Origin of the sequence: Bacillus pacificus (assembly GCF_020861345.1) — a bacterium.
GTDB lineage: Bacteria > Bacillota > Bacilli > Bacillales > Bacillaceae_G > Bacillus_A > Bacillus_A pacificus.
In genome coordinates this window covers 310,402-330,727 of sequence record NZ_CP086328.1, presented here as the reverse complement: position 1 = coordinate 330,727, position 20,326 = coordinate 310,402, and the positions used below count along the sequence as shown (strand labels likewise).

The 20,326-nt window shown below is 35.7% G+C and carries 18 protein-coding genes; 7 read left to right on the top strand and 11 right to left on the bottom strand.

All coding sequences use genetic code 11. The features are described from left to right. Positions 1-43 precede the first annotated feature (43 nt). Positions 44-241 carry a hypothetical protein gene (locus LMD38_RS01555; RefSeq protein ID WP_000656322.1) on the top strand — a complete coding sequence of 66 codons (198 nt, stop codon included), beginning with the start codon at positions 44-46 and terminating at the stop codon, positions 239-241. 15 nt (positions 242-256) lie between these two features. Here the strand turns inward: LMD38_RS01555 and LMD38_RS01550 are convergent, their stop codons facing one another. Further along, the gene (locus LMD38_RS01550) at positions 257-541 is read right to left on the bottom strand and encodes a hypothetical protein (RefSeq protein ID WP_227585518.1); all 285 of its coding nucleotides are present in this window, start codon (positions 539-541) and stop codon (positions 257-259) included. 118 nt (positions 542-659) lie between these two features. Further along, positions 660-1,238 carry an LOG family protein gene (locus tag LMD38_RS01545; RefSeq protein WP_001225729.1) on the bottom strand — a complete coding sequence of 193 codons (579 nt, stop codon included), beginning with the start codon at positions 1,236-1,238 and terminating at the stop codon, positions 660-662. Between the two features lie 73 nt (positions 1,239-1,311). On the opposite strand from LMD38_RS01545, the gene LMD38_RS01540 reads away from it, so the two are divergent. Beyond that, complete coding sequence (locus LMD38_RS01540; protein WP_000355748.1) at positions 1,312-1,635, top strand: MazG nucleotide pyrophosphohydrolase domain-containing protein; 324 nt, start codon at positions 1,312-1,314, stop codon at positions 1,633-1,635. Between the two features lie 53 nt (positions 1,636-1,688). After that, positions 1,689-2,195, top strand: a complete 507-nt coding sequence (locus LMD38_RS01535; protein ID WP_000949389.1) for a ferritin — start codon at positions 1,689-1,691, stop codon at positions 2,193-2,195. A 25-nt stretch (positions 2,196-2,220) separates the two neighbouring features. Here the strand turns inward: LMD38_RS01535 and LMD38_RS01530 are convergent, their stop codons facing one another. The 5 genes from LMD38_RS01530 to LMD38_RS01510 all read right to left on the bottom strand — a co-directional run bounded on the left by LMD38_RS01530 (position 2,221) and on the right by LMD38_RS01510 (position 8,754). Further along, positions 2,221-2,454: a hypothetical protein gene (locus LMD38_RS01530; RefSeq protein ID WP_061183359.1), complete on the bottom strand. Its 234-nt coding sequence runs from the start codon at positions 2,452-2,454 to the stop codon at positions 2,221-2,223. A gap of 93 nt (positions 2,455-2,547) precedes the next feature. Continuing rightward, complete coding sequence (locus LMD38_RS01525; protein ID WP_000706846.1) at positions 2,548-3,729, bottom strand: NupC/NupG family nucleoside CNT transporter; 1,182 nt, start codon at positions 3,727-3,729, stop codon at positions 2,548-2,550. Positions 3,730-4,073: 344 nt separating this feature from the next. Continuing rightward, the gene (locus tag LMD38_RS01520) at positions 4,074-5,255 is read right to left on the bottom strand and encodes a NupC/NupG family nucleoside CNT transporter (protein WP_016718867.1); all 1,182 of its coding nucleotides are present in this window, start codon (positions 5,253-5,255) and stop codon (positions 4,074-4,076) included. Positions 5,256-5,551: 296 nt separating this feature from the next. Beyond that, on the bottom strand, positions 5,552-6,991 hold the full coding sequence (locus LMD38_RS01515) for an alanine/glycine:cation symporter family protein (RefSeq protein WP_000346387.1): 1,440 nt from the start codon (positions 6,989-6,991) through the stop codon (positions 5,552-5,554). A gap of 332 nt (positions 6,992-7,323) precedes the next feature. Continuing rightward, entirely contained in the window at positions 7,324-8,754 is a 1,431-nt protein-coding gene (locus LMD38_RS01510) for an alanine/glycine:cation symporter family protein (RefSeq protein WP_227585519.1), read from the bottom strand. A 299-nt stretch (positions 8,755-9,053) separates the two neighbouring features. Here LMD38_RS01510 and LMD38_RS01505 point away from each other — a divergent pair, with 299 nt between their 5' ends. Continuing rightward, a complete protein-coding gene (locus LMD38_RS01505; RefSeq protein ID WP_014893420.1) occupies positions 9,054-9,692 on the top strand; it encodes an NAD(P)-dependent oxidoreductase in 639 nt (212 codons plus the stop codon). 43 nt (positions 9,693-9,735) lie between these two features. Here the strand turns inward: LMD38_RS01505 and LMD38_RS01500 are convergent, their stop codons facing one another. The 4 genes from LMD38_RS01500 to LMD38_RS01485 all read right to left on the bottom strand — a co-directional run bounded on the left by LMD38_RS01500 (position 9,736) and on the right by LMD38_RS01485 (position 17,202). Next, positions 9,736-13,557: a putative mucin/carbohydrate-binding domain-containing protein gene (locus tag LMD38_RS01500; protein WP_227585520.1), complete on the bottom strand. Its 3,822-nt coding sequence runs from the start codon at positions 13,555-13,557 to the stop codon at positions 9,736-9,738. A gap of 572 nt (positions 13,558-14,129) precedes the next feature. Continuing rightward, positions 14,130-15,053 carry a thioester domain-containing protein gene (locus LMD38_RS01495; protein WP_016718872.1) on the bottom strand — a complete coding sequence of 308 codons (924 nt, stop codon included), beginning with the start codon at positions 15,051-15,053 and terminating at the stop codon, positions 14,130-14,132. 108 nt (positions 15,054-15,161) lie between these two features. Next, a complete protein-coding gene (locus LMD38_RS01490) occupies positions 15,162-16,001 on the bottom strand; it encodes an aldo/keto reductase (RefSeq protein WP_000793576.1) in 840 nt (279 codons plus the stop codon). Positions 16,002-16,017: 16 nt separating this feature from the next. Then, positions 16,018-17,202 carry an MFS transporter gene (locus tag LMD38_RS01485; protein WP_161945776.1) on the bottom strand — a complete coding sequence of 395 codons (1,185 nt, stop codon included), beginning with the start codon at positions 17,200-17,202 and terminating at the stop codon, positions 16,018-16,020. A 371-nt stretch (positions 17,203-17,573) separates the two neighbouring features. Here LMD38_RS01485 and LMD38_RS01480 point away from each other — a divergent pair, with 371 nt between their 5' ends. From LMD38_RS01480 to LMD38_RS01470, 3 genes are all read left to right on the top strand, one after another. Then, entirely contained in the window at positions 17,574-17,918 is a 345-nt protein-coding gene (locus tag LMD38_RS01480; RefSeq protein ID WP_000760472.1) for a winged helix-turn-helix transcriptional regulator, read from the top strand. A gap of 435 nt (positions 17,919-18,353) precedes the next feature. Beyond that, the gene (locus LMD38_RS01475; protein ID WP_001115309.1) at positions 18,354-18,794 is read left to right on the top strand and encodes a DUF1641 domain-containing protein; all 441 of its coding nucleotides are present in this window, start codon (positions 18,354-18,356) and stop codon (positions 18,792-18,794) included. A 44-nt stretch (positions 18,795-18,838) separates the two neighbouring features. Continuing rightward, entirely contained in the window at positions 18,839-20,017 is a 1,179-nt protein-coding gene (locus LMD38_RS01470; RefSeq protein ID WP_000043204.1) for an NAD(P)/FAD-dependent oxidoreductase, read from the top strand. The last annotated feature ends 309 nt before the right edge of the window (positions 20,018-20,326 follow it).

Below are 20,326 nucleotides of genomic sequence, written 5' to 3'. Positions count from 1 at the left end.
TCCATATTCATCATTTACTACTTAAATGGCGGGAGTGGTTCAGTTGAAAGACTACTTAATTAGAGCATTTTTTGCGTTAATAACAGTTGGGATTGTCTTACTTATAGCTAATATTTTCAACATACGTATCGAGGTGAAAGACTACGCTTTCCTCGTTGTAGTAGCAATTGGTGGCGGCTGGGGTGGCTGGTACTTGTATAAAAAACAAAGTAATCAAAATGATAAAGGCATTCCAAAGTAATATGGAATGCCTTCCTTATTGTTTCCGTCTATAGTAAATAATGAAATTCAAACCGCTAATACAACCAATCGCAATACACATATTAAAACTCTGTGCATCCCCAGCTAGATTATACTCATCCACAATAAATCCAGACATAAACAACGTGATCGCTGAAACACCGATACACAATATCGAAATAAACCAAAGCGAAAATTCATTAATTAGCTCTTTCTTCTGTGTTGAAACAATTAGCATAACAAGAATAGATGCTGCTAAAATACTTTTAAAAACAGGACGTAAATACACAAACTCCTCCATCTATTTCTCCTTTTCCCAAAACATTATATCTCAACATTAACATATTTAACCAAATTAAAAACACATGCCTTTTGAAGATAAAGTGACATGTGTTTCCAATAATCTCTATAAAATTGTATTATGATAACTGCTTCCACTTCGTTCCTAAAACAGGACGCTCGTAATTTTGTATTTCATGAATTAATTTATCAGCTGTCTCAGCTGAAACGATTAACTCTTTATTTGACGGATTCATAAATCCTTCTTCCGCTGCGCGTTCAACCATTTGCAAAATTGGTCCATAAAAATCTTTTATGTTCAATAAACCAACTGGCTTATTATGTATACCAATTTGTGACCAACATACTACTTCAAATAGCTCTTCAAACGTTCCGTATCCCCCCGGCAGTGCGATGAAAGCATCCGAAAGCTCTGCCATTTTCGCTTTACGTTCATGCATCGTTTCTACTTCAATTAATTCTGTTAACCCTGTATGAACGATTTCTCCTCGGAATAGACCGCGCGGCATAACACCTGTTACACGCCCGCCTAAACGAAGTACTTCATTTGCTACTTCTCCCATTAATCCAACGCAAGAACCACCGTATACAAGCTCATAATCGTTCTCAACAAACATTTTCCCTAACGCTATTGCCTGCTCTTTAAATTCTGGTCTCTCCCCTAAGTTGGAACCTGCAAACACACAAATCTTTCTCATCCTTACACCCCGAAACTATATATTGTTATGATACAATGAACATTGTACAACATATTGAGGGGATGAGAAAGAAATGGATATCGTTGCATTTCAAAGATGGGTTGAGGAATTTTACGAAAAACGAAGCTGGTCACAGTATAATGCCTTTATTCGCTTAAATTTCTTAACAGAGGAAGTTGGGGAAGTTTCACGCGTTGTTCGCGCAATCGAAATCGGTCGCGATCGTCCTGATGAAGACGCTAAGACAGAAGAAGAACTAAAACAAGAACTAAAAGAAGAACTTGGTGATGTACTATCTAATCTTATTATTCTTTCACAAAAATATGATTTAGATTTGCAAGACATTATGGACGCACACGTCACAAAGCTTTCGAAAAGGTTTGAAACATCCAAATGAGAATATTATCAATTATGATATAATATTCTTGTCACAATACTAAGGGGGATTTTATGTTATCTAAAAAATTGCACGATGCACTAAACGATCAAATGAACTTTGAGTTTTACTCTGCCCACGCTTATATGGCAATGGCTGCTTACTGTACAGCCGAAAGCTATGATGGATTCGCTAACTTTTTCCTTGTACAAGCTGAAGAAGAACGTTTCCACGCAATGAAGCTTTACAACTACATTAATGACCGCGGTGAGCGCGCTATTATTACTGGATTTGATAATCCAAATAACGAATATGACTCTGTACTGAACGCTTTTGAAGTAGCACTTGAGCACGAGCGTGAAGTAACAAAACGTATTTACAATCTATCTGATATCGCTTGGGATGAGCGTGAACACGCAACAATTACATTCTTAAAATGGTTCGTCGATGAGCAAGTAGAAGAAGAAGCTTCATTCGATAGCATCATCCAAAAATTAAAACGTATTACAAGCGATTCAAACGCATTATTTATGTTAGATGCTGAATTAGAGAAACGTACATTTACGCCTCCAGCTGAGTAGTATTTCAATCACCTTAATGAATGGATTAAGGTGATTTTTTTATTTCTTCTCTCAGCTGAATAACCCTCGCCACATCTTTCTTATAAAACCTAGAAACCTTTTCAACAAAGTCACTATGAGTAAAAGTCCCATCGCCTTCTTCTACTATGCTCAAATATCCATGTATCAATTTCAAAAACGCTCTAGCATCTTCTCCAGTTAATTGATCAATGTTATCTATAATCTCGTCAAACTCCCTTAAAATATCCTGTTCTTCCAACCTAATTCCCCCTCTCTGTATTATTTATCATACCAAAACAAAAAAAAGTCGTTTATCCTCTAAGTGAGAGATAAACGACTTTTTTACTATTTATTAAAGCATAACCCCAACGATAACCGCTGATAATATACTTACTAATGTTGCACCGTATACAAGTTTTAATCCGAATGATGATACAACGTTTGCTTGTTTACCATCGATACTCTTCGTTGCACCTGCGATAATTCCGATTGATGAGAAGTTCGCAAATGATACAAGGAAGATGGATAAAATACCTACTGTACGAGCTGATAAATCACCAGCTACTTTACCAAGGTCAAGCATTGCAACGAATTCATTCGTTACTAATTTCGTTGCCATAATTTGTCCTGCTGTTAGCATCTCTGATGTTGGGATACCCATTACGAATGCTAATGGTGAGAAAATGTATCCTAAAATGCTTTGGAATGTGATTCCGAAAATTGAATCGAACACACCATTAATTGCTGTAATTAATGCTACGAAACCGATTAACATCGCCGCTACTGTTACAGCGATAGAGAAACCAAGCATAATATATTCGCCTAACATTTCAAAGAATGTTTGCTTTTTATCTTCTTGTAATTCTAAAATATCGTCTTCTTCTTTCACGTCATATGGATTAATAATATGAACGATAATGAATCCACTAAATAAGTTTAATACAAGTGCCGTTACTACATATTTTGGATCAATCATTTTCATATAAGAACCGACAATTGACATCGATACTGTTGACATGGAAGATGCACAAAGTGTGTATAAACGATTTTTCGGTAATTTGCTTAATTGATCTTTTACTGTAATGAATACTTCCCCTTGACCAACAATCGCAGCTGCTACTGCATTATATGATTCTAGTTTTCCTAAACCGTTCACTTTACTTAATAGGAAACCGACTGCACGAATGATAATCGGTAAAATTTTAATATGTTGTAAGATCCCAATTAATACCGCTAAGAAAATAATTGGTAATAATACTGTTAAGAAGAATGGTGCTTGTCCATCATTTGCTAGACCACCAAATACGAAATTAACCCCTGCTTCCGCAAATTTTAAAATAGCGCCAAACCCATCTGCAATCCCTTTTACTAATACAAATCCGACCTTTGTATTTAGTAAGAAATATGCAAGTACCAATTGAATGACAAGCATAAGTGCAATTGGTTTATATTTAATTTTCTTACGATCTGAACTGATAAGGAAACCTAGTACAAATACGACAAGTAAACCGACTAGAAACATTACTATTTTCATATGTGAATCCTCCACTTCTCCCACGAGTTATCGGTCGTATAACGAATGACGTCTGACCATTGATGTTAAAAAAATTTAAAACCCCTAAATACTATTCAACTATTATCTAAAATCAGTAAGCGTTTACATAAATTGCAATTTATAAAAGGTAGCTTCTTCTCTCCTACCATACTTGAAAGTCTGAAATTGATACCACCTACAAATCAAATTGTAAGCGTTATCTAACTGAAAAGCAATATAAATTTAAAAAGATTTTTATATGTTAATATATTCCTAATTAATTGGTTTTTCTATGCAAATTTACCATAAAAAATAGCCCTAGCTATGAGCTAGGACCATCTTTTTTATAACATAACACCAACGATAATCGCTGATAGAATACTTACTAATGTTGCACCGTACACAAGGCGTAGACCGAATGATGATACTACATTTGATTGATTTTCATCGATACCTTTCGTTGCACCTGCGATAATTCCGATTGATGAGAAGTTCGCAAATGATACAAGGAATACAGAAAGGATACCAACTGTACGAGCTGATAAATCACCAGCTACTTTTCCAAGATCAAGCATCGCAACAAATTCGTTTGATACTAATTTCGTTGCCATAATTTGTCCCGCTGTTACCATCTCGGCTTGCGGGATACCCATTACGAATGCTAATGGCGAGAAAATGTATCCTAAAATAGCTTGGAATGTAATACCGAACATGGAATCAAACAAGCTATTGATTGCTGTAATTAATGCTACGAAACCAAGTAACATCGCTGCTACTGTAATCGCGATTGTGAAACCAAGCATAATATATTCACTTAACATTTCAAAGAATGACTGTTTTTTCTTATTTTCTAATTTCAGTGTATCTTCTTCTTCTGTAATATCGTACGGGTTAATAATATGAATAATAATGAAACCACTAAATAAATTTAATACAAGTGCTGTTACTACATATTTTGGTTCGATCATTTTCATGTAAGAACCGACGATTGACATCGATACTGTTGACATAGAAGATGCACATAATGTATATAAACGGTGTTTTGGGATTTTACTTAATTGATCTTTTACTGTAATAAATACTTCCGCTTGCCCAACAATAGCAGCTGCTACTGCGTTATATGATTCTAATTTTCCTAGACCATTTACTTTACTTAACAATGTACCAATAGCACGAATAAATATCGGTAAAATTTTAAAGTGTTGCAGAATCCCGATTAAAACGGCAAAGAATACGATTGGTAATAACGCTGTTAAGAAGAATGAAACCTCTCCTTTATTAACAAGACCACCAAATACGAAAACGATTCCAGCTTCCGCATATCCAAGAAGTGCGCCAAACCCATCTGAAATTCCTTTTACTAAAATATAACCAATTTGCGTATTTAATAAGAAATAAGATAATGCTAGCTGAATAATAAGCATAATTGCGATTGGTTTATACTTAATCTTCTTTCGATCGGAGCTTATAAGAAAACCGAGTACAAATACAACGAGTAATCCTACAAGAAACATAACAAACTTCATTAATAAAATCCTCCATTTAACTCTTCATTAACGTTGAACGTCTGACCACTAAAAACAAGAAATAATCCGAACTTTCCATTTCTCCTCCAAAATCTTCAATCGGATAAGAAAAATCATAAAACCTCTTGTTTCAAAGGCATTTTCCATTCTAACATAAATCACAACTCATATCCGCACTTTTCTTTAAAAAATTACATTTTATTAAGAAACATCCATTAATGTTCGTCTTTTACTTCTTGCAAAGATTTAGATAAAATAAAAAAATGGGCATCAAGTTTCACTTGATACCCATTTCCTTATACCGCTTTTTCTTTATCTGCTACTTGCTCTTCCCAGCACTCTGTATTTTTCAGGCCTGGAATTGAATTCGCATAGAAGACTGGATCTTTTCCTTGTTTCTTTTGCTTTACGTAATCTGATAACGCTGCAAAAGCATACTTAGAAAGGAATACGATTGCAACTAAGTTAATAACAGCCATAATACCCATGAATAGATCAGCTACATCCCAAACGATTTGAATTGTTGCTACAGACCCTAACATAACCATACCAAGTACAGCAATGCGGTACGCTGTTAATAACACTTTACTTCCATTTAAGAATTCAATATTCGTTTCACCGTAGTAGTAGTTACCTACTAATGAACTAAATGCAAACAAGAAGATTGCAACTGCTACAAATATAGATGCCCACGGTCCGATATGTTGACTTAATGCTTGTTGCGTTAATTGAATACCATTTAAATCAGCTGCATTATGCACATCTGATAAAAGAATGATAAATGCTGTACAACTACAAATTAATAATGTATCTGTAAATACCCCTAAAGTTTGAATGAAACCTTGTTTAACTGGGTGCGTTACGTTTGCAGTCGCTGCTGCGTTCGGCGCACTACCCATACCTGCTTCATTTGAGAATAATCCGCGTTTTACCCCTAATAAAATCGCAGCACCTAATCCTCCACCTACTACTTCTTTAATTCCGAAAGCATGTAAGAAAATTTCTTTAAATACATACGGAATTGCCGTAATGTTTGTTACAACAACGAATAATGCTACTGCTACATAAATAATCGCCATTACTGGAACAATCATTTCAACCGCGCGTGCAATTCGCTTTACTCCGCCAAAAATAATAACTGCAAGTAAACCAGCCATTACAAGACCTACTAATCTACTATCTGTTTTGAATGCCCCATCAAAAGCAGCTGCTACAGTATTAGATTGTACAGCGTTAAAAATTAATCCAAAACTCACTGTTATTAATACAGAGAAAATAGCTCCAAGCCAGCGCTTATTTAACCCCTTTTCCATATAATACGCTGGACCACCACGGAACGTATTCCCATCTTTCACTTTATAAATTTGCGCTAATGTGCTCTCTACAAATGCAGAAGCACCCCCAATTACCGCGATTAACCACATCCAAAATACTGCTCCTGGACCACCTGCTGAAATTGCAATAGCTACTCCGGCTAAGTTACCAGTACCTACACGAGAAGCTGTACTCATACAAAAAGCCTGGAATGATGATACACCACTCTTCTCTTTTTGTGCTTTCCTCGTTTTCGAACTCGCCCCATCCCCAAGCAATCGAATCATTTCACCGAAGTAACGAACTTGGACAAATTTCACACGGAATGAAAAGTAAAGTCCTAACCCAATTAACATCGCAATAATGATATATGACCAAAGGACATTATTTATATCCCCAATTACCTTAGCTAAAAAATCCATAATTGCATTGCCCCCTCTTCCTAACAATAAGAAAATTATATTCTAAAAACTCTTAGTAATCAAGAACTTTATGTTAGGTTTTCTAACATCTATACGTTAACATAATTAACATACATGATTTTTTTACGTAAAACTATAACCAATACGCGCATTTATCCAATACTAAATCACTCATCCTATGCGACCATTCATACCTTTAAGACAGTACGTTCCCTACAAATAACATGAAAAATGAACAACCAAAAATTATATTAATCATTACCTCTTACTCTTTTCATCATTTACTACAATAAAAAACGAGCACCGAATTCATCTCGATGCTCGCCTTTTCATTATACTGCTTTTTCTTTATCCGTTACCGCTGACTTATCCCAACACTCTGTGTTCGTTAAACCGGGAATAGAATCTGCACGGAAGACTGGATCTTTTCCTTGTTTCTTTTGCCTTACATAGTCTGCCAATGCAGCATACGCAAATCGTCCAAGAAGTGTAATCGCAATTAAGTTCGTGATTACCATTAGTCCCATAAATAAGTCCGCCATATTCCATACAACTTGAAGCGTCGCAACAGAACCGAATAATACCATTCCCACTACCGCAATACGGTAAATTGTTAACCAAGTTTTACTTTGTTTAATGAATTCAATATTCGTTTCACCATAATAGTAGTTTCCTAAAAGTGAACTAAACGCAAATAAGAAAATAATAATCGCTAAGAAGCTACTTGCCCATGGGCCAATTTGTGAACTTAATGCATTTTGTGTTAGTTCAATACCTTCTAAATTCGTTGCTTTATATGCACCAGAACATAGTACGATAAATGCTGTTGATGTACACACTAAAAATGTATCTACTAATACTCCAATCGTTTGAATAAAACCTTGTTTCGCTGGATGCGTTACATCAGCTGTTGCTGCCGCATTCGGCGCACTACCCATACCTGCTTCGTTCGCAAATAATCCGCGCTGAATACCATATTTCATCGCAGCACCAATACCGCCACCTACAGCTGAATCTAAACCGAATGCACCTTTAAAGATTTCCGTAAACACATCTGGTATTAAATAGAAGTTTTTAATGACAACAAAAATAGCTACCGCAATATAAATAAGCGCCATTGGCGGAACAATCATTTCCGACATACGTGCAATACTTTTTACACCACCAAAAATAATAACTGCAACTAATGCAGCTAATGCAATACCAACAATATAACGCTCTAAACCAAATGCATTTTTAAACGCTAATGTTACTGTATTTGCTTGTACTGAGTTGAAAATTAAACCGTAACTAACTGTAATAAGGATAGAAAACCAAATTCCCATCCAACGTTTATTTAAACCTTTTTCCATATAATAAGCAGGACCACCACGGAAGCCACTGCCATCTTTTACTTTATAAATTTGGGCAAGCGTACTTTCTACAAAACTTGAAGACGCCCCGATAATCGCAATCACCCACATCCAAAATACTGCTCCAGGTCCTCCCATAGAAATCGCTAAAGCTACCCCAGCTAAATTACCGATACCAATACGGGCTGCTGAACTCATACAAAATGCTTGGAAAGAAGATACACTACCTTTTTTACGCGTCTTTCCAGTTAACCCATCACTCATTAAACGAATCATTTCCCCTAAATGAGTGATTTGTACGAATTTCAATTTAATAGAAAAATAAATCCCTAAACCAATTAACATTGCTATAAGAATATATGACCAAAGAATTGTATTTGTTGACGAAACGAATTGTTCCAAAATATTCATACAATTAACCCCTCCTTTTCTCCATAAAACGAATTATATTTAAAAAACATTCAAAAATCAACATTTTTCGACAATTTGCAATTTCCAAATATTAGACAGTCTTGCAGTAAAAATATCTCTATGACTGTTCTCCCTCTAACTGTGCATACTAAAACAAAAAATAATTCACAAACAAACCTATTGACAAAAATAACACCCTGTAACTATAATGATTACATCAGGTTGTAACAAACCTAATTACAACAAATTCATTTACTTTCAGATATACACTTTAACAAAACACTTTGGAGGGATTTATTATGAAAATCGGAATTATCGGAGCAACTGGTAAAGCAGGAAGTCGCATTTTAAAAGAAGCATTAGATCGCGGACATGAAGTAACTGCAATCGTAAGAAACGCTGCAAAAATTACAGAAGAAAATGTAAAAGTTTTAGAGAAAGATGTATTCTCTCTTACATCTAACGACCTACAAGCATTCGATGTAGTTGTAAATGCATTCGGTGCTCCAGCAGGCGAAGAACACCTTCACGTAGATGCAGGAAATGTACTAATTGAAGCTATGAAAGGTGCACCTAACACAAAATTACTTGTAGTTGGCGGCGCTGGAAGCTTATTTGTAGACGAAGAGAAAACAACACGTGTATTTGATACACCAGGTTTCCCGAAAGAATACCTTGCAACTGCTCAAAACCAAGGTAAAAACTTAGAAATTTTACAACAAACAAATGACATCACTTGGACATTCATCAGCCCTTCTGCACTATTTGCATTAGGAAAACGCACAGGCTCTTATACAGCTGGTAAAGACAACCTTCTTGTTAACGCAAAAGGTGATAGCTACGTAAGTTACGAAGACTTCGCAGTCGCAGCACTTGATGAAATCGAAAATCCAAAACACGTAAACGAACGCTTCACAGTTGTTTCTGAGGCTGAATAATAAAGAAAAGCTCGTAAAACATAATGTTTTACGAGCTTTTTTATTATCTCACTTGTTCTAAACCATTTGGAGTAATCTTAAAGGAAATCTCTTTAAATTTCTTCGCGTCCCCTTTTCCAAGTAACTCACCAGTTTTATACCAACTTAAACGATCAGATTCTGCATGATACACTTTTATCGTATCTCCATACTGGAATGGTGTACCGTTTACTTGTTCTGCAAAATTCTTTGAAGTTTCTTGCCCTTCTGCTGTTACATGTTTTTTCTCGTTTCCATTTCCATCGTAAATCGTAAGACCTATATATTGTTCATTTACAAAACGATAATGAATCGTATCATTTGTAAATGTTGCATGTAATTTCTTTTCATCATGATTTAGTGTAACAATCGAACGCGTTACATTGGACACTCCTTGATATACTATACTATCTCCATATGTAACTTCTACAGGAACTTCGGTCACTTGCCTATTTCCAAAACGATCCTTTGTCTCTACTTTTACTTTTTGTGCACCGATTTTTGTTGTATTTGGTTTCTCTACAAATCCAATTACTTCTCCATCTTTCACTTCAACAAAGTTTTTTGCATCTAATATTTCACTGTTTGTTCCAATTACTACTTTTTGAGGCAATGCTTTTACTTCTTGCTGCGCTCCCATTTGTTCAAAACCTTGCGTTGTCACTTTAAAGAACACTTCGTTAACACCATACTTCGCATCAATGAATTCATTCTTTTTATACACTTTAAAACGATCAAATTCTTTTTGATAAATTTTTACTATATCACCATATTCAAAAGCCATACCATTGAATTGCGCTGCAAATTCTTTTGTATTTTCAGATGCTTTTACTGTTACTTCTTTTTTCTCTTGCCCATCTTTATCATATACAGCCATCGCCATATACTTTTCATCTTTAAATGAAGTATGCATTGGACCTTCTGAATCTGTTGTACTGAATTTCTTTTCTTCATGATTTAATGTAACAATCGATTTAATATTCGTTCCGTCGTGCCATGTCCCGAAGAACATAATGCTATCTCCGTAAATCACTTCTACTGGCACTTCTGTTATTTGCTTATTTCCGAAACGATCTTTCGTTTCTACTTTTACTGTTTGTTTACCGATTTTCATTGTATTTGGTTTCTCCGCAAATCCAACTACTTCTCCGCCTTTTACTCCAACAAAGTTTTTCGCATCTAGCTTTTCAATTTCTGTTCCGACTACTACTGTTTGTGGCTTTGCTGTTACTTCTTGTAGCATGTCCATTCTCTCAAAACCTTTTTCTGTCACTTTGAAGAATAGTTCTTTCGTTCCTTGTTTTTCACCTTGACCAATAAGATTGTTATTTTGATACCATTTCAAACGATCTGGTTCCGCATGAAATACTTTCACTACATCTCCATGCTCGAACTGCATACCATTCACTTGCTTCGCAAAGTCCTTTGAAGTTTCTTGCCCTTCTGCTGTTACATGTTTTTTCTCTTTTCCTTCTCCATCGTATAACGTCATTCCCATGTATAGCTCTTTATTAAAATATTTATGGATTTGACTATCCATATCAGTCGCATGGAATTTCTTATCATCATGCTTTAAAGTTACGATTGAAGCAATGTCATTGTTATATCCCACATATGCGATACTATCTCCATACGTCACTTCTAATGGTACTTCTGTCACTTTCTTATTTCCAAAACGATCTTTCGTTTCTACTTTTACTTTTTGTTCACCGATTTTTGTTGTATTTGGTTTTTCTACAAATCCAATTACTTCTCCATCTTTCACTTGAACAAAGTTTTTTGCGTCTAATGTTTCACTGTTTGTTCCGATTACTACTTTTTGTGGCAACGCCTTTACTTCTTGCTGGGCCCCCATTCGCTCAAAGCCCTTTTCTGTTACTTTAAATAATAATTCTTTCTCTACCTTTGCCTTACCTTGACCGATAAAGTCATTATTTTGATACCAATTAAAGCGATCTGATTCAGCGTGATACACTTTCACTACATCACCATACTCGAACTCTAACCCATTAATTGATTTCGCGAATTCTTCCGCATTTTCAACACCTTTTACTGTTGCTTTCTTTTTCTCATTTCCATTTTGGCCTAGTAATGAGAATTCAAAATACGTGTCTTCTTTAAAATAATAGTGTACTGGATTTGAATCGGCCATCGCACTAAACTTTTTCTGATCATGTTGCAGTGTTACGATGGATTTAATATTAGTATCATAATTAAGCCCTTTAAATACTAAACTATCACCATAACCAATATTCACTACAACAGGAATGAAATTCTTATTCCCTTTTTCATCCATAATCTCTACTTTTACAGTTTTTTCTCCAACTTCGGGCTTATCTTGCATAATTACGCCCGTTGTTTTGACACCCTTCCCTAAATTCTGTACGAGTTCTTTTGCCTTTTTCTCATCATATGTAGTACCAATTTCTACATTTTGGATTTTTGTATCATTCGGCTCACCGTATGGAACCTCATATAATCCAGTTTGTTTTTCACGAATTGGATTGCTGTCTGTAGATAACCATATTTCTTTTTCTAATTTCGGTAAATTTAATTTCTCTATCTTGTCTCTAGTATCATCCTTTGGAGTTAATCCCCATTTTTCAAAGAAAGGAGTTAAATTTTGACCAGCCAGCTTTGATGTCATGTAAATAAACAACTGCTTTTTCTCTTCATCAGATTTAGGCATTTCTGTATTTTGTAACATACGATACATCTGATGTAGTTTCGGATAAAATTGATCTCCATATGCTAAGTGCAATTGCCAAAACATAACTAATTTCTCGAATTCATCCATCTTCTCTTGTGCATCTGTTTGACCTAAATAAGCAAAAGCTGCCTTGTAGCGCTCCTCTTCTTCCAGCCTCGTTTGATGACCAAACTTAGTTTGAACTGCTAAAGAGTAAATATTAACGGTTACCTCTCCCAGGTCTTCCCACTCCCAAGGTGCCTGCTGATGTAAATGCCCAACTTCATGCCAAGGCCCCCATCCATCAGTTTTTAACTCTTTACTGTCTAATACATACTTCATCGCATTCTTAACATAAGAAGTGCGGTAATAGTATGCATTCATCCAATCGCCCTCTTCTGGATATCTATTTTCAACAAATTGAACATAGTGTTTTGGCGCTTTCGCCACCCCTACACTCTCTTCAGATAATCCCGAAATCTTATTTTCTATGCGAATGATTTGATCATGCAGCTTCAATAATTCTGTTGGATCTGTATTTTTCATATAATCTTGTACAGCATCATAGCTTGATGTGATTAGGCTTCTTTCTCCTCTTAATTCCACTGCATATGGATTCTCATACTTTTTCAACATTTCATCCCAATCTTTTTTCGTATGCTTTCCTAACATGAATAATGGAAAATGACTTCCACCATTAGTAACTTCAGCTGTGATATCACCTTGATTGTTCGGGTTATAGAAATACAGTATCCCGCCCACTGGAGATGATATTACATTTTCACCAGGTGTTAAATCAAATTCCTTAGGGTCTTCTTCATCATACGCATGTGTTCCTATAAAAGCTTTAATAGACTTATCACCTTTTATTTTAATTTTCATTTCTTCATTTGGCTTTGCATAAATCCCAGTTGGTTCATTTGCCGCTAGTTCCCAGTCCACCTTTAAACGATCTCGTTCCTCAGTGACATCACCTTTTCCAGGCACATAAAACGTCCTCTGCTCCAAACGACTCTCTTTGCTCTCTTCCAACTTTCCACCTTTAACCTCTTCCAAAGGTGCCGCATATCCTTTTGATGCTTCAAAAGCTACTGGTGATAATAATGTAGAAATACATATTCCAGCTACTAATACCCTACTCTTTTTCTTCTTCGACATAATCTGTGTCCCCTGTTCCTTTATTTAGAAAAACCATCCTATATATTTGTTTAATGAAAAATCCTATTATTTTTATAAAAACATGTAATAAATAAACGAACACCTTGCGCACCTGTATCTATTACTACCGCATTTCCCTCCATGTATTCGCTTTCTTAAATTGTAAAATTTTTATGTAATATGTCCTCCTCACTTCTCTCTATTTGTGATGAGTTCTCTTCGTACATAAAAAGAGAATAGTAAAAGATATCATTTAGTATTGTCATCTATACATGTAAAGTTATAAATAACAATAAAGTCTTACATTTTCTTCATATATGACCATCTATAGGTAGTTTTTCCAACTGAATTTTACACGCTTTACACTTTGTTTGATAGCCTTTTCAATTAGAATAATGTTACAATTTTGTGAATTTAATCTGTTAATCTTAACGTTTGGATTTTATTATATTTCGTTATTTTCAAATAGCTTTTATAACATAAAAACAGTGCTTTGTTTAGTTAATAGTTATTTTAATATAATTTTATATTTCATATATAAAAAGCATTGGTTAATACCAATGCTTTCATCCTTACCTTTTATATTGATTCGGTTTATGCGGTTCGTTTGGAGTATATGGTTTATTATTATGATCATGGCTATGTGTTTTTTTCCAGCTCACCGATAACTCCGGACTTGTTTTTTCCTCACTTCTCTCAAGTAATACGACTGCATTTTGAATCGTCGGTGTCCCTTTATAAGAAATTCCTTGTAACTTCGTTAATTTCCCGATTACTTTAAAGCTAAATCCACCAGCTGGTGTTTGTTTAGGAATTAAAATGCGGAACTTTTCTCCTACATTAAATTCCGTTTTTGCTTCGCCTTTTTCATTTACAAACTTCACGCCCGCTGGTGCACCTGTTGCTTGCACTTTATACGTTCCGCTTTTTGCATTTGTTTCTACTGTATATAAGCCTGTTTCAAAGAAATCATTTTTCAATACCGCTTGTTGTTCCTCTGATGGTACGACACTCATCGTAATTTCTTGTAATTCTTCACTAGCATTTGCCTTAGCAACGATATCTTTCGTTAACTTTTCTACATTTTTATTACGGAAGTCTAAATCATTAATATCGATTTGTTTTAATGCATTCCACACTGCAAGCTGCGTTGCGTAATGTGCCTCTCTCCAATCAGAAACACCCAATTCTTGCGGGCTCTTTTGTGGATATCCATTCAATAGTACACGGTACACATTAATATCCACTTTCCCCATTTCCGGTAAATCTTGACCGCTTGGAGATTTCAAATCTACATTTAAGCAAAAAGCAATTTTCCCATCTGCCGTTTTAATAAGCTCTGTGCGGATTGGTTTCTTCTTGGACTTACTATAGCTCCAATCCATTTGATACTTTGTATGGTCCATAACTTCTGCGAATGCCTTTTGAAGTGGGAATAACACAAATAAAACACTTAAAAACATAGCTAAAATTTTGAACGATTGCTTTATATTCATGTTTACAGCCCCTTAATAACAAACTTAATACTAAGTAGTATTTATTTAGAAACTATTTTTATGCACAAAAAAAGAGTGCTTTTACACACTCTTTTTCTCACCTTAATCTTAGAAATCAAAGTTATCAGGATCTGGACCAACACGGTGATTTTGGTTTAACGCATCGATTTTTTCCATGTCCTCTTTCGTTAATTCAAAGTTAAACACATCAGCGTTTGCAATAATACGGTGTTCTTTCGTTGATTTTGGAATTGTAATTACTCCATTTTGAAGATCCCAACGTAAAATAACTTGAGCTGTCGTTTTACCGTGTTTCTCTGCAATTGCTTGTAATGTTTCATTATCTAATAATTGACCTTGCATTAATGGTGACCATGCTTCCATTTGAATACCTTGTTCTTTACAGAAAGCTTGTAGTTCTTTTTGTGTTAAACGAGGGTGGTATTCCACTTGGTTAATCATTGGTTTAATTTCTGCATCTTTCATTACATCTTGTAAGTGATGGATTTGGAAGTTACTTACGCCAATTGCACGTACGCGCTCTTCTTTATAAAGTGTTTCTAACGCTCTCCACGTATCTTTATATTTCCCTTCTACAGGCCAATGAACAAGATATAAATCTAAATAATCTAGCTCTAATTTTTTTAAGCTTTCTTCATATGCAGCAAGTGTCGTTTCATATCCTTGATCCGAATTCCACACTTTTGAAGTAATGAATAAATCTTCACGAGAAATGCCTGCTTCTTTTATACCTGCACGAATTCCTTCACCTACAGCTTTTTCATTTCCGTAAATTGCAGCTGTATCGATGCTGCGATATCCTGCTTTAATCGCTGATTTTACAGCTTCTACAAGTTCTGGCCCATCTTCTACTTTAAATACGCCTAAACCGAACCAAGGCATTTCTACACCGTTATGCAATGTTGTTGTACTTTGTAAATTTTTCATTATATTTTCTCTCCTTCTATTTCACTTGATCTCTTTTTTCTAAAGTCATACTCCACGCCGTTAAAATAACAGCACCTACTACCATCACACCGCCTACCCAAGCTGTATGAATTAATCCTAACGAGTTCGTTACAATACCACCTAAATAAGCACCAAGAGCGATTCCAGCGTTAAATGCCGCAATGTTAATCGCGGATGCCACATCAACAGCGCTAGGTACAAATCGTTCAGCCAATATAACAACGTATACTTGTAGTCCTGGAACATTCATAAATGCGAATAGTCCCATAAAAATAATTGTGATGAATCCAGCGACTTGAAACGGCGCTGTAAATGTTAAAACAAATAATACAATTGCTTGAATAAAGAACATGTAAAATAACGCTCGAATCGGATTATGATTTGATAATTTTCCGCCGACCATATTCCCAATCGCAATTGCAATTCCGTACACTAACAAAATAATTGTAACGGTACTTGCTTTAAATCCTGTCACTTCTTGTAATAGGGGAGATAAATACGTAAATGTTACGAATGTTCCCCCGTACCCTAATGCAGTAATGATAAATACAAGTAATAGTCTTCCATTTGTAATCAGCTTAAACTGATCGCGAAATGATACAGACGTACCTTTTTTTAAATTAGAAGGAATGAGCATACTGTTGGCGATTAAGGCAACGATTCCAATTGCCACAATTACCATAAACGATGCTCTCCATCCAAATTGCTGACCGATAAATGTTCCAATTGGCACACCTGTAATGGTCGCAACCGTTAAACCAGTAAACATAAATGCAATTGCACTCGCACGTTTATTCTCAGGTACAAGCGCAGCCGCAATTGTCGATCCTATCGACATAAAAACGCCGTGTGCAAACGCAGATACAACCCTTGCGATAAGTAACACAGTAAAGCTTGTTGCCACTGCCGCAATTCCATTACCAATAATGAAAATAATCATAATCCACATTAATAATGTCTTTCGCGACATACTAGCTGTTACTGACGTTAATACCGGGGCACCGAACGCTACTCCTAACGCATATAAAGAAACGGTTAAACCCGCTGTTGTAACAGAAACATGTAAATCCTCTGAAATAGATGGTAATAAACCGACACTAATAAATTCGGTTGTACCAATTCCAAACGCACTAATTGCTAGTGCTAATAAAGCAAACATACTTCTTCGATTCGTCTGCATAGCCGAAGAAGATACTGTATATGAATTCAATTGAACCCCTCCTTAATACGAGAAATCCAATCATAATAGTGTGAAAAAAGGCCTTTTTTCTTCTACAAAAATAACTTTATTGCTCATATATGCTATTATGAATGGCTTCGCTCTTTTTTTGAAGAACGCACTTAAAAGTACGATAGGTACCAAAAAGTAACATAGGCACTTTTTAGTACCGTACTACTCATTTCCCTCTTACGTATGCTATTATGGAACATATTCAACATGATAAAAAGTACGTACTTTAAAGTGCTATAGGTACTTTTTAGTAACATTTAAATGATTTAGCTTCTTTTGTTGGAGAAATGCAATCTAGATTCATCAAAGGAGATTTTTATATGAAGAAATATAACATTCCCGTTGAAGCGACTTTAGAAGTTATCGGCGGAAAATGGAAAGTCGTTATTCTTTGTCACTTAACGAAAGGTACAAAGAGAACGAGTGAATTAAAACGTCTTATGCCTGGTATTACACAAAAAATGTTAACGCAGCAATTACGCGAACTAGAAGACGACGGCGTTATTCAAAGAAAGGTATACAATCAAGTACCACCGAAAGTAGAATATTCCCTTACAGACTACGGTTGGTCTTTAGAATCCATTCTTGATTCCCTTTGTACTTGGGGCGAATGCCATCTTGAAAAAGAAGGTAAGACATCGATGCTAATTGCAGAAAGTGAATAAAAGGAAAAAGGAAAAAACGAACGTGAATTTGTTCGTTTTTTCCTTTTTTTGTTTATATATATGTACATTTCTAACTGGAACAAAATATTTTATACGCTTCCATACCTTGTCAGTACTACGTTATACACTCAATATCAAATAATTAGGAATCATTTTTATGTTAACATAGGTGTATATAGTATATAATATAGGATATATATTATATACACTTTCCGGTAACGGAGCTTTTCCATTATGCGGACAAGCCATATATCGGACAGTTCATAAATAATAAGTAAGACGTTATGGTTTTAGATTTATGTTTGCAGCTTACTTGCTGTCATAAATTTAAAGGCATTTTATTGTGTTTTGTGAAACTTTGTATAAAGTTTCGTAACCGTTTACTATCTTACTTATCAAAAATAAGAGTATTGCTATCGTAAAGGAGAATTGGAGATGCCAGAAACTATGACTCAAACAAAGCCAGAACAAGAAACTGTACAAATTTCTGCTAGCCAAGGACAACTTGATGTACTTGATCAGTTGTTAAAACCTGAGGTACAAGAATCATTAACAACACTAGTAGAACAGCTTCCAAAATTAACTGAGCTTGTTAACATTTTAACTAAGTCTTATGACTTCGCTCAAACTGTTGCTACTGATGAAGTATTAAAAAGCGACACTGTTGGTGCAATCACAGAGCTTGTAGAACCTGTAAAAGATACAGTGAAAAGCATGGCTGCAACTGCAATCGAAGCGAAAGACCGTGCTGACGAAAGCAACGAAGTTATCGGCCTATTCGGTCTTTTAAAATTACTAAAAGATCCACAAGCACAAAAAATGTTCCGCTTTGTGAACGCATATCTTCAAATTAGTGCAGAACGTAACAATAAATAAGTTAACTTATAACAACAATTAGTAAAGACGGGGGATATCATACTATGTCAAAACAAATTGTCATCTTAGGCGCTGGTTATGGCGGTCTTCTTGCCGCTTTAAACGTACGTAAATATTACAGCAAATCAGAAGCACAAGTTACAGTGATTAACCAATACCCAACACACCAAATCATCACTGAACTACACCGCCTTGCAGCTGGTAACGTGTCTGAGCAAGCAGTTGCAATGCCACTTACAAAGCTTTTCAAAGGTAAAGATATCGATCTTAAAATCGCAACAGTTGAGTCATTCTCAGTTGATAGCAAAGAAATCAAATTAGCTGGCGGCACTACTTTATCTTACGATGCACTTGTAGTTGCTTTAGGAAGTAAAACTGCTTACTTCGGTATTCCAGGACTAGAAGAAAACAGCATGGTATTAAAATCTGCTGCTGATGCAAACAAAATCTACAAACACGTTGAAGACCGTATTCGTGAATACGCGAAAACGAAAAACGAAGCTGATGCTACAATCGTAATCGGTGGTGGCGGATTAACTGGCGTTGAGCTAGTTGGTGAGCTTGCTGACATTATGCCTAAACTTGCAAAAAGCCACGGCGTAAATCCAAAAGAAGTTAAACTTCTTCTTGTTGAAGCAGGTCCAAAAATCCTTCCAGTATTACCAGACCACTTAATCGAACGTGCAACTACTAGCCTAGAAGCACGCGGCGTTACATTCTTAACTGGTCTTCCTGTAACAAACGTTGCTGGCAATGAAATTGACTTAAAAGACGGTCAAAAACTTGTTGCTAACACATTCGTTTGGACAGGTGGCGTTCAAGGTAACCCACTAATCGGTGAATCAGGTCTTGAAGTAAACCGTGGTCGTGCAACAGTTGATGCATACCTACAATCTACTTCTCACAAAAACGTATTCGTTGCTGGAGACAGCGCTGTTGTCTTCGCTCCAGACGGACGTCCATACCCACCAACTGCACAAATCGCTTGGCAAATGGGTGAGTTAATTGGATACAACTTATACGCAGCACTAGAAGGCAAAGCATTCGAAGAGTTCGCACCTGTAAACTCTGGAACACTTGCTAGTCTAGGACGTAAAGATGCTGTTGCTACAATCGGAGCAAGCAATACTCCACTTAAAGGCTTACCAGCATCATTAATGAAAGAAGCAAGTAACGTTCGTTACTTATCACACATTAAAGGTCTATTCAGCTTAGCTTACTAATCTGAATATAAGCCCGAATCATGCCCTGCATGGTTCGGGCTATTTTTATCCCGCTTTAATGGGCAGTAAGACCCCCACTGATTAAAGTTTCACTTTATCCGTAATTTTCTCTAACTTATTTATTCGTCAAAAAAATGATATACCCTTTAAATTTATCTAAATATACTGACTTTTTCACAATAAAAGCTGTCCCGTTTTGGAACAGCTTTTATTGTCACCTTTTGTCGGTAAATCGATATATCGAGAAAATCGCCGATATAATTCGAGTTACGGTCGATATATTCGAAAAATCGCCGATATAATTTTTCC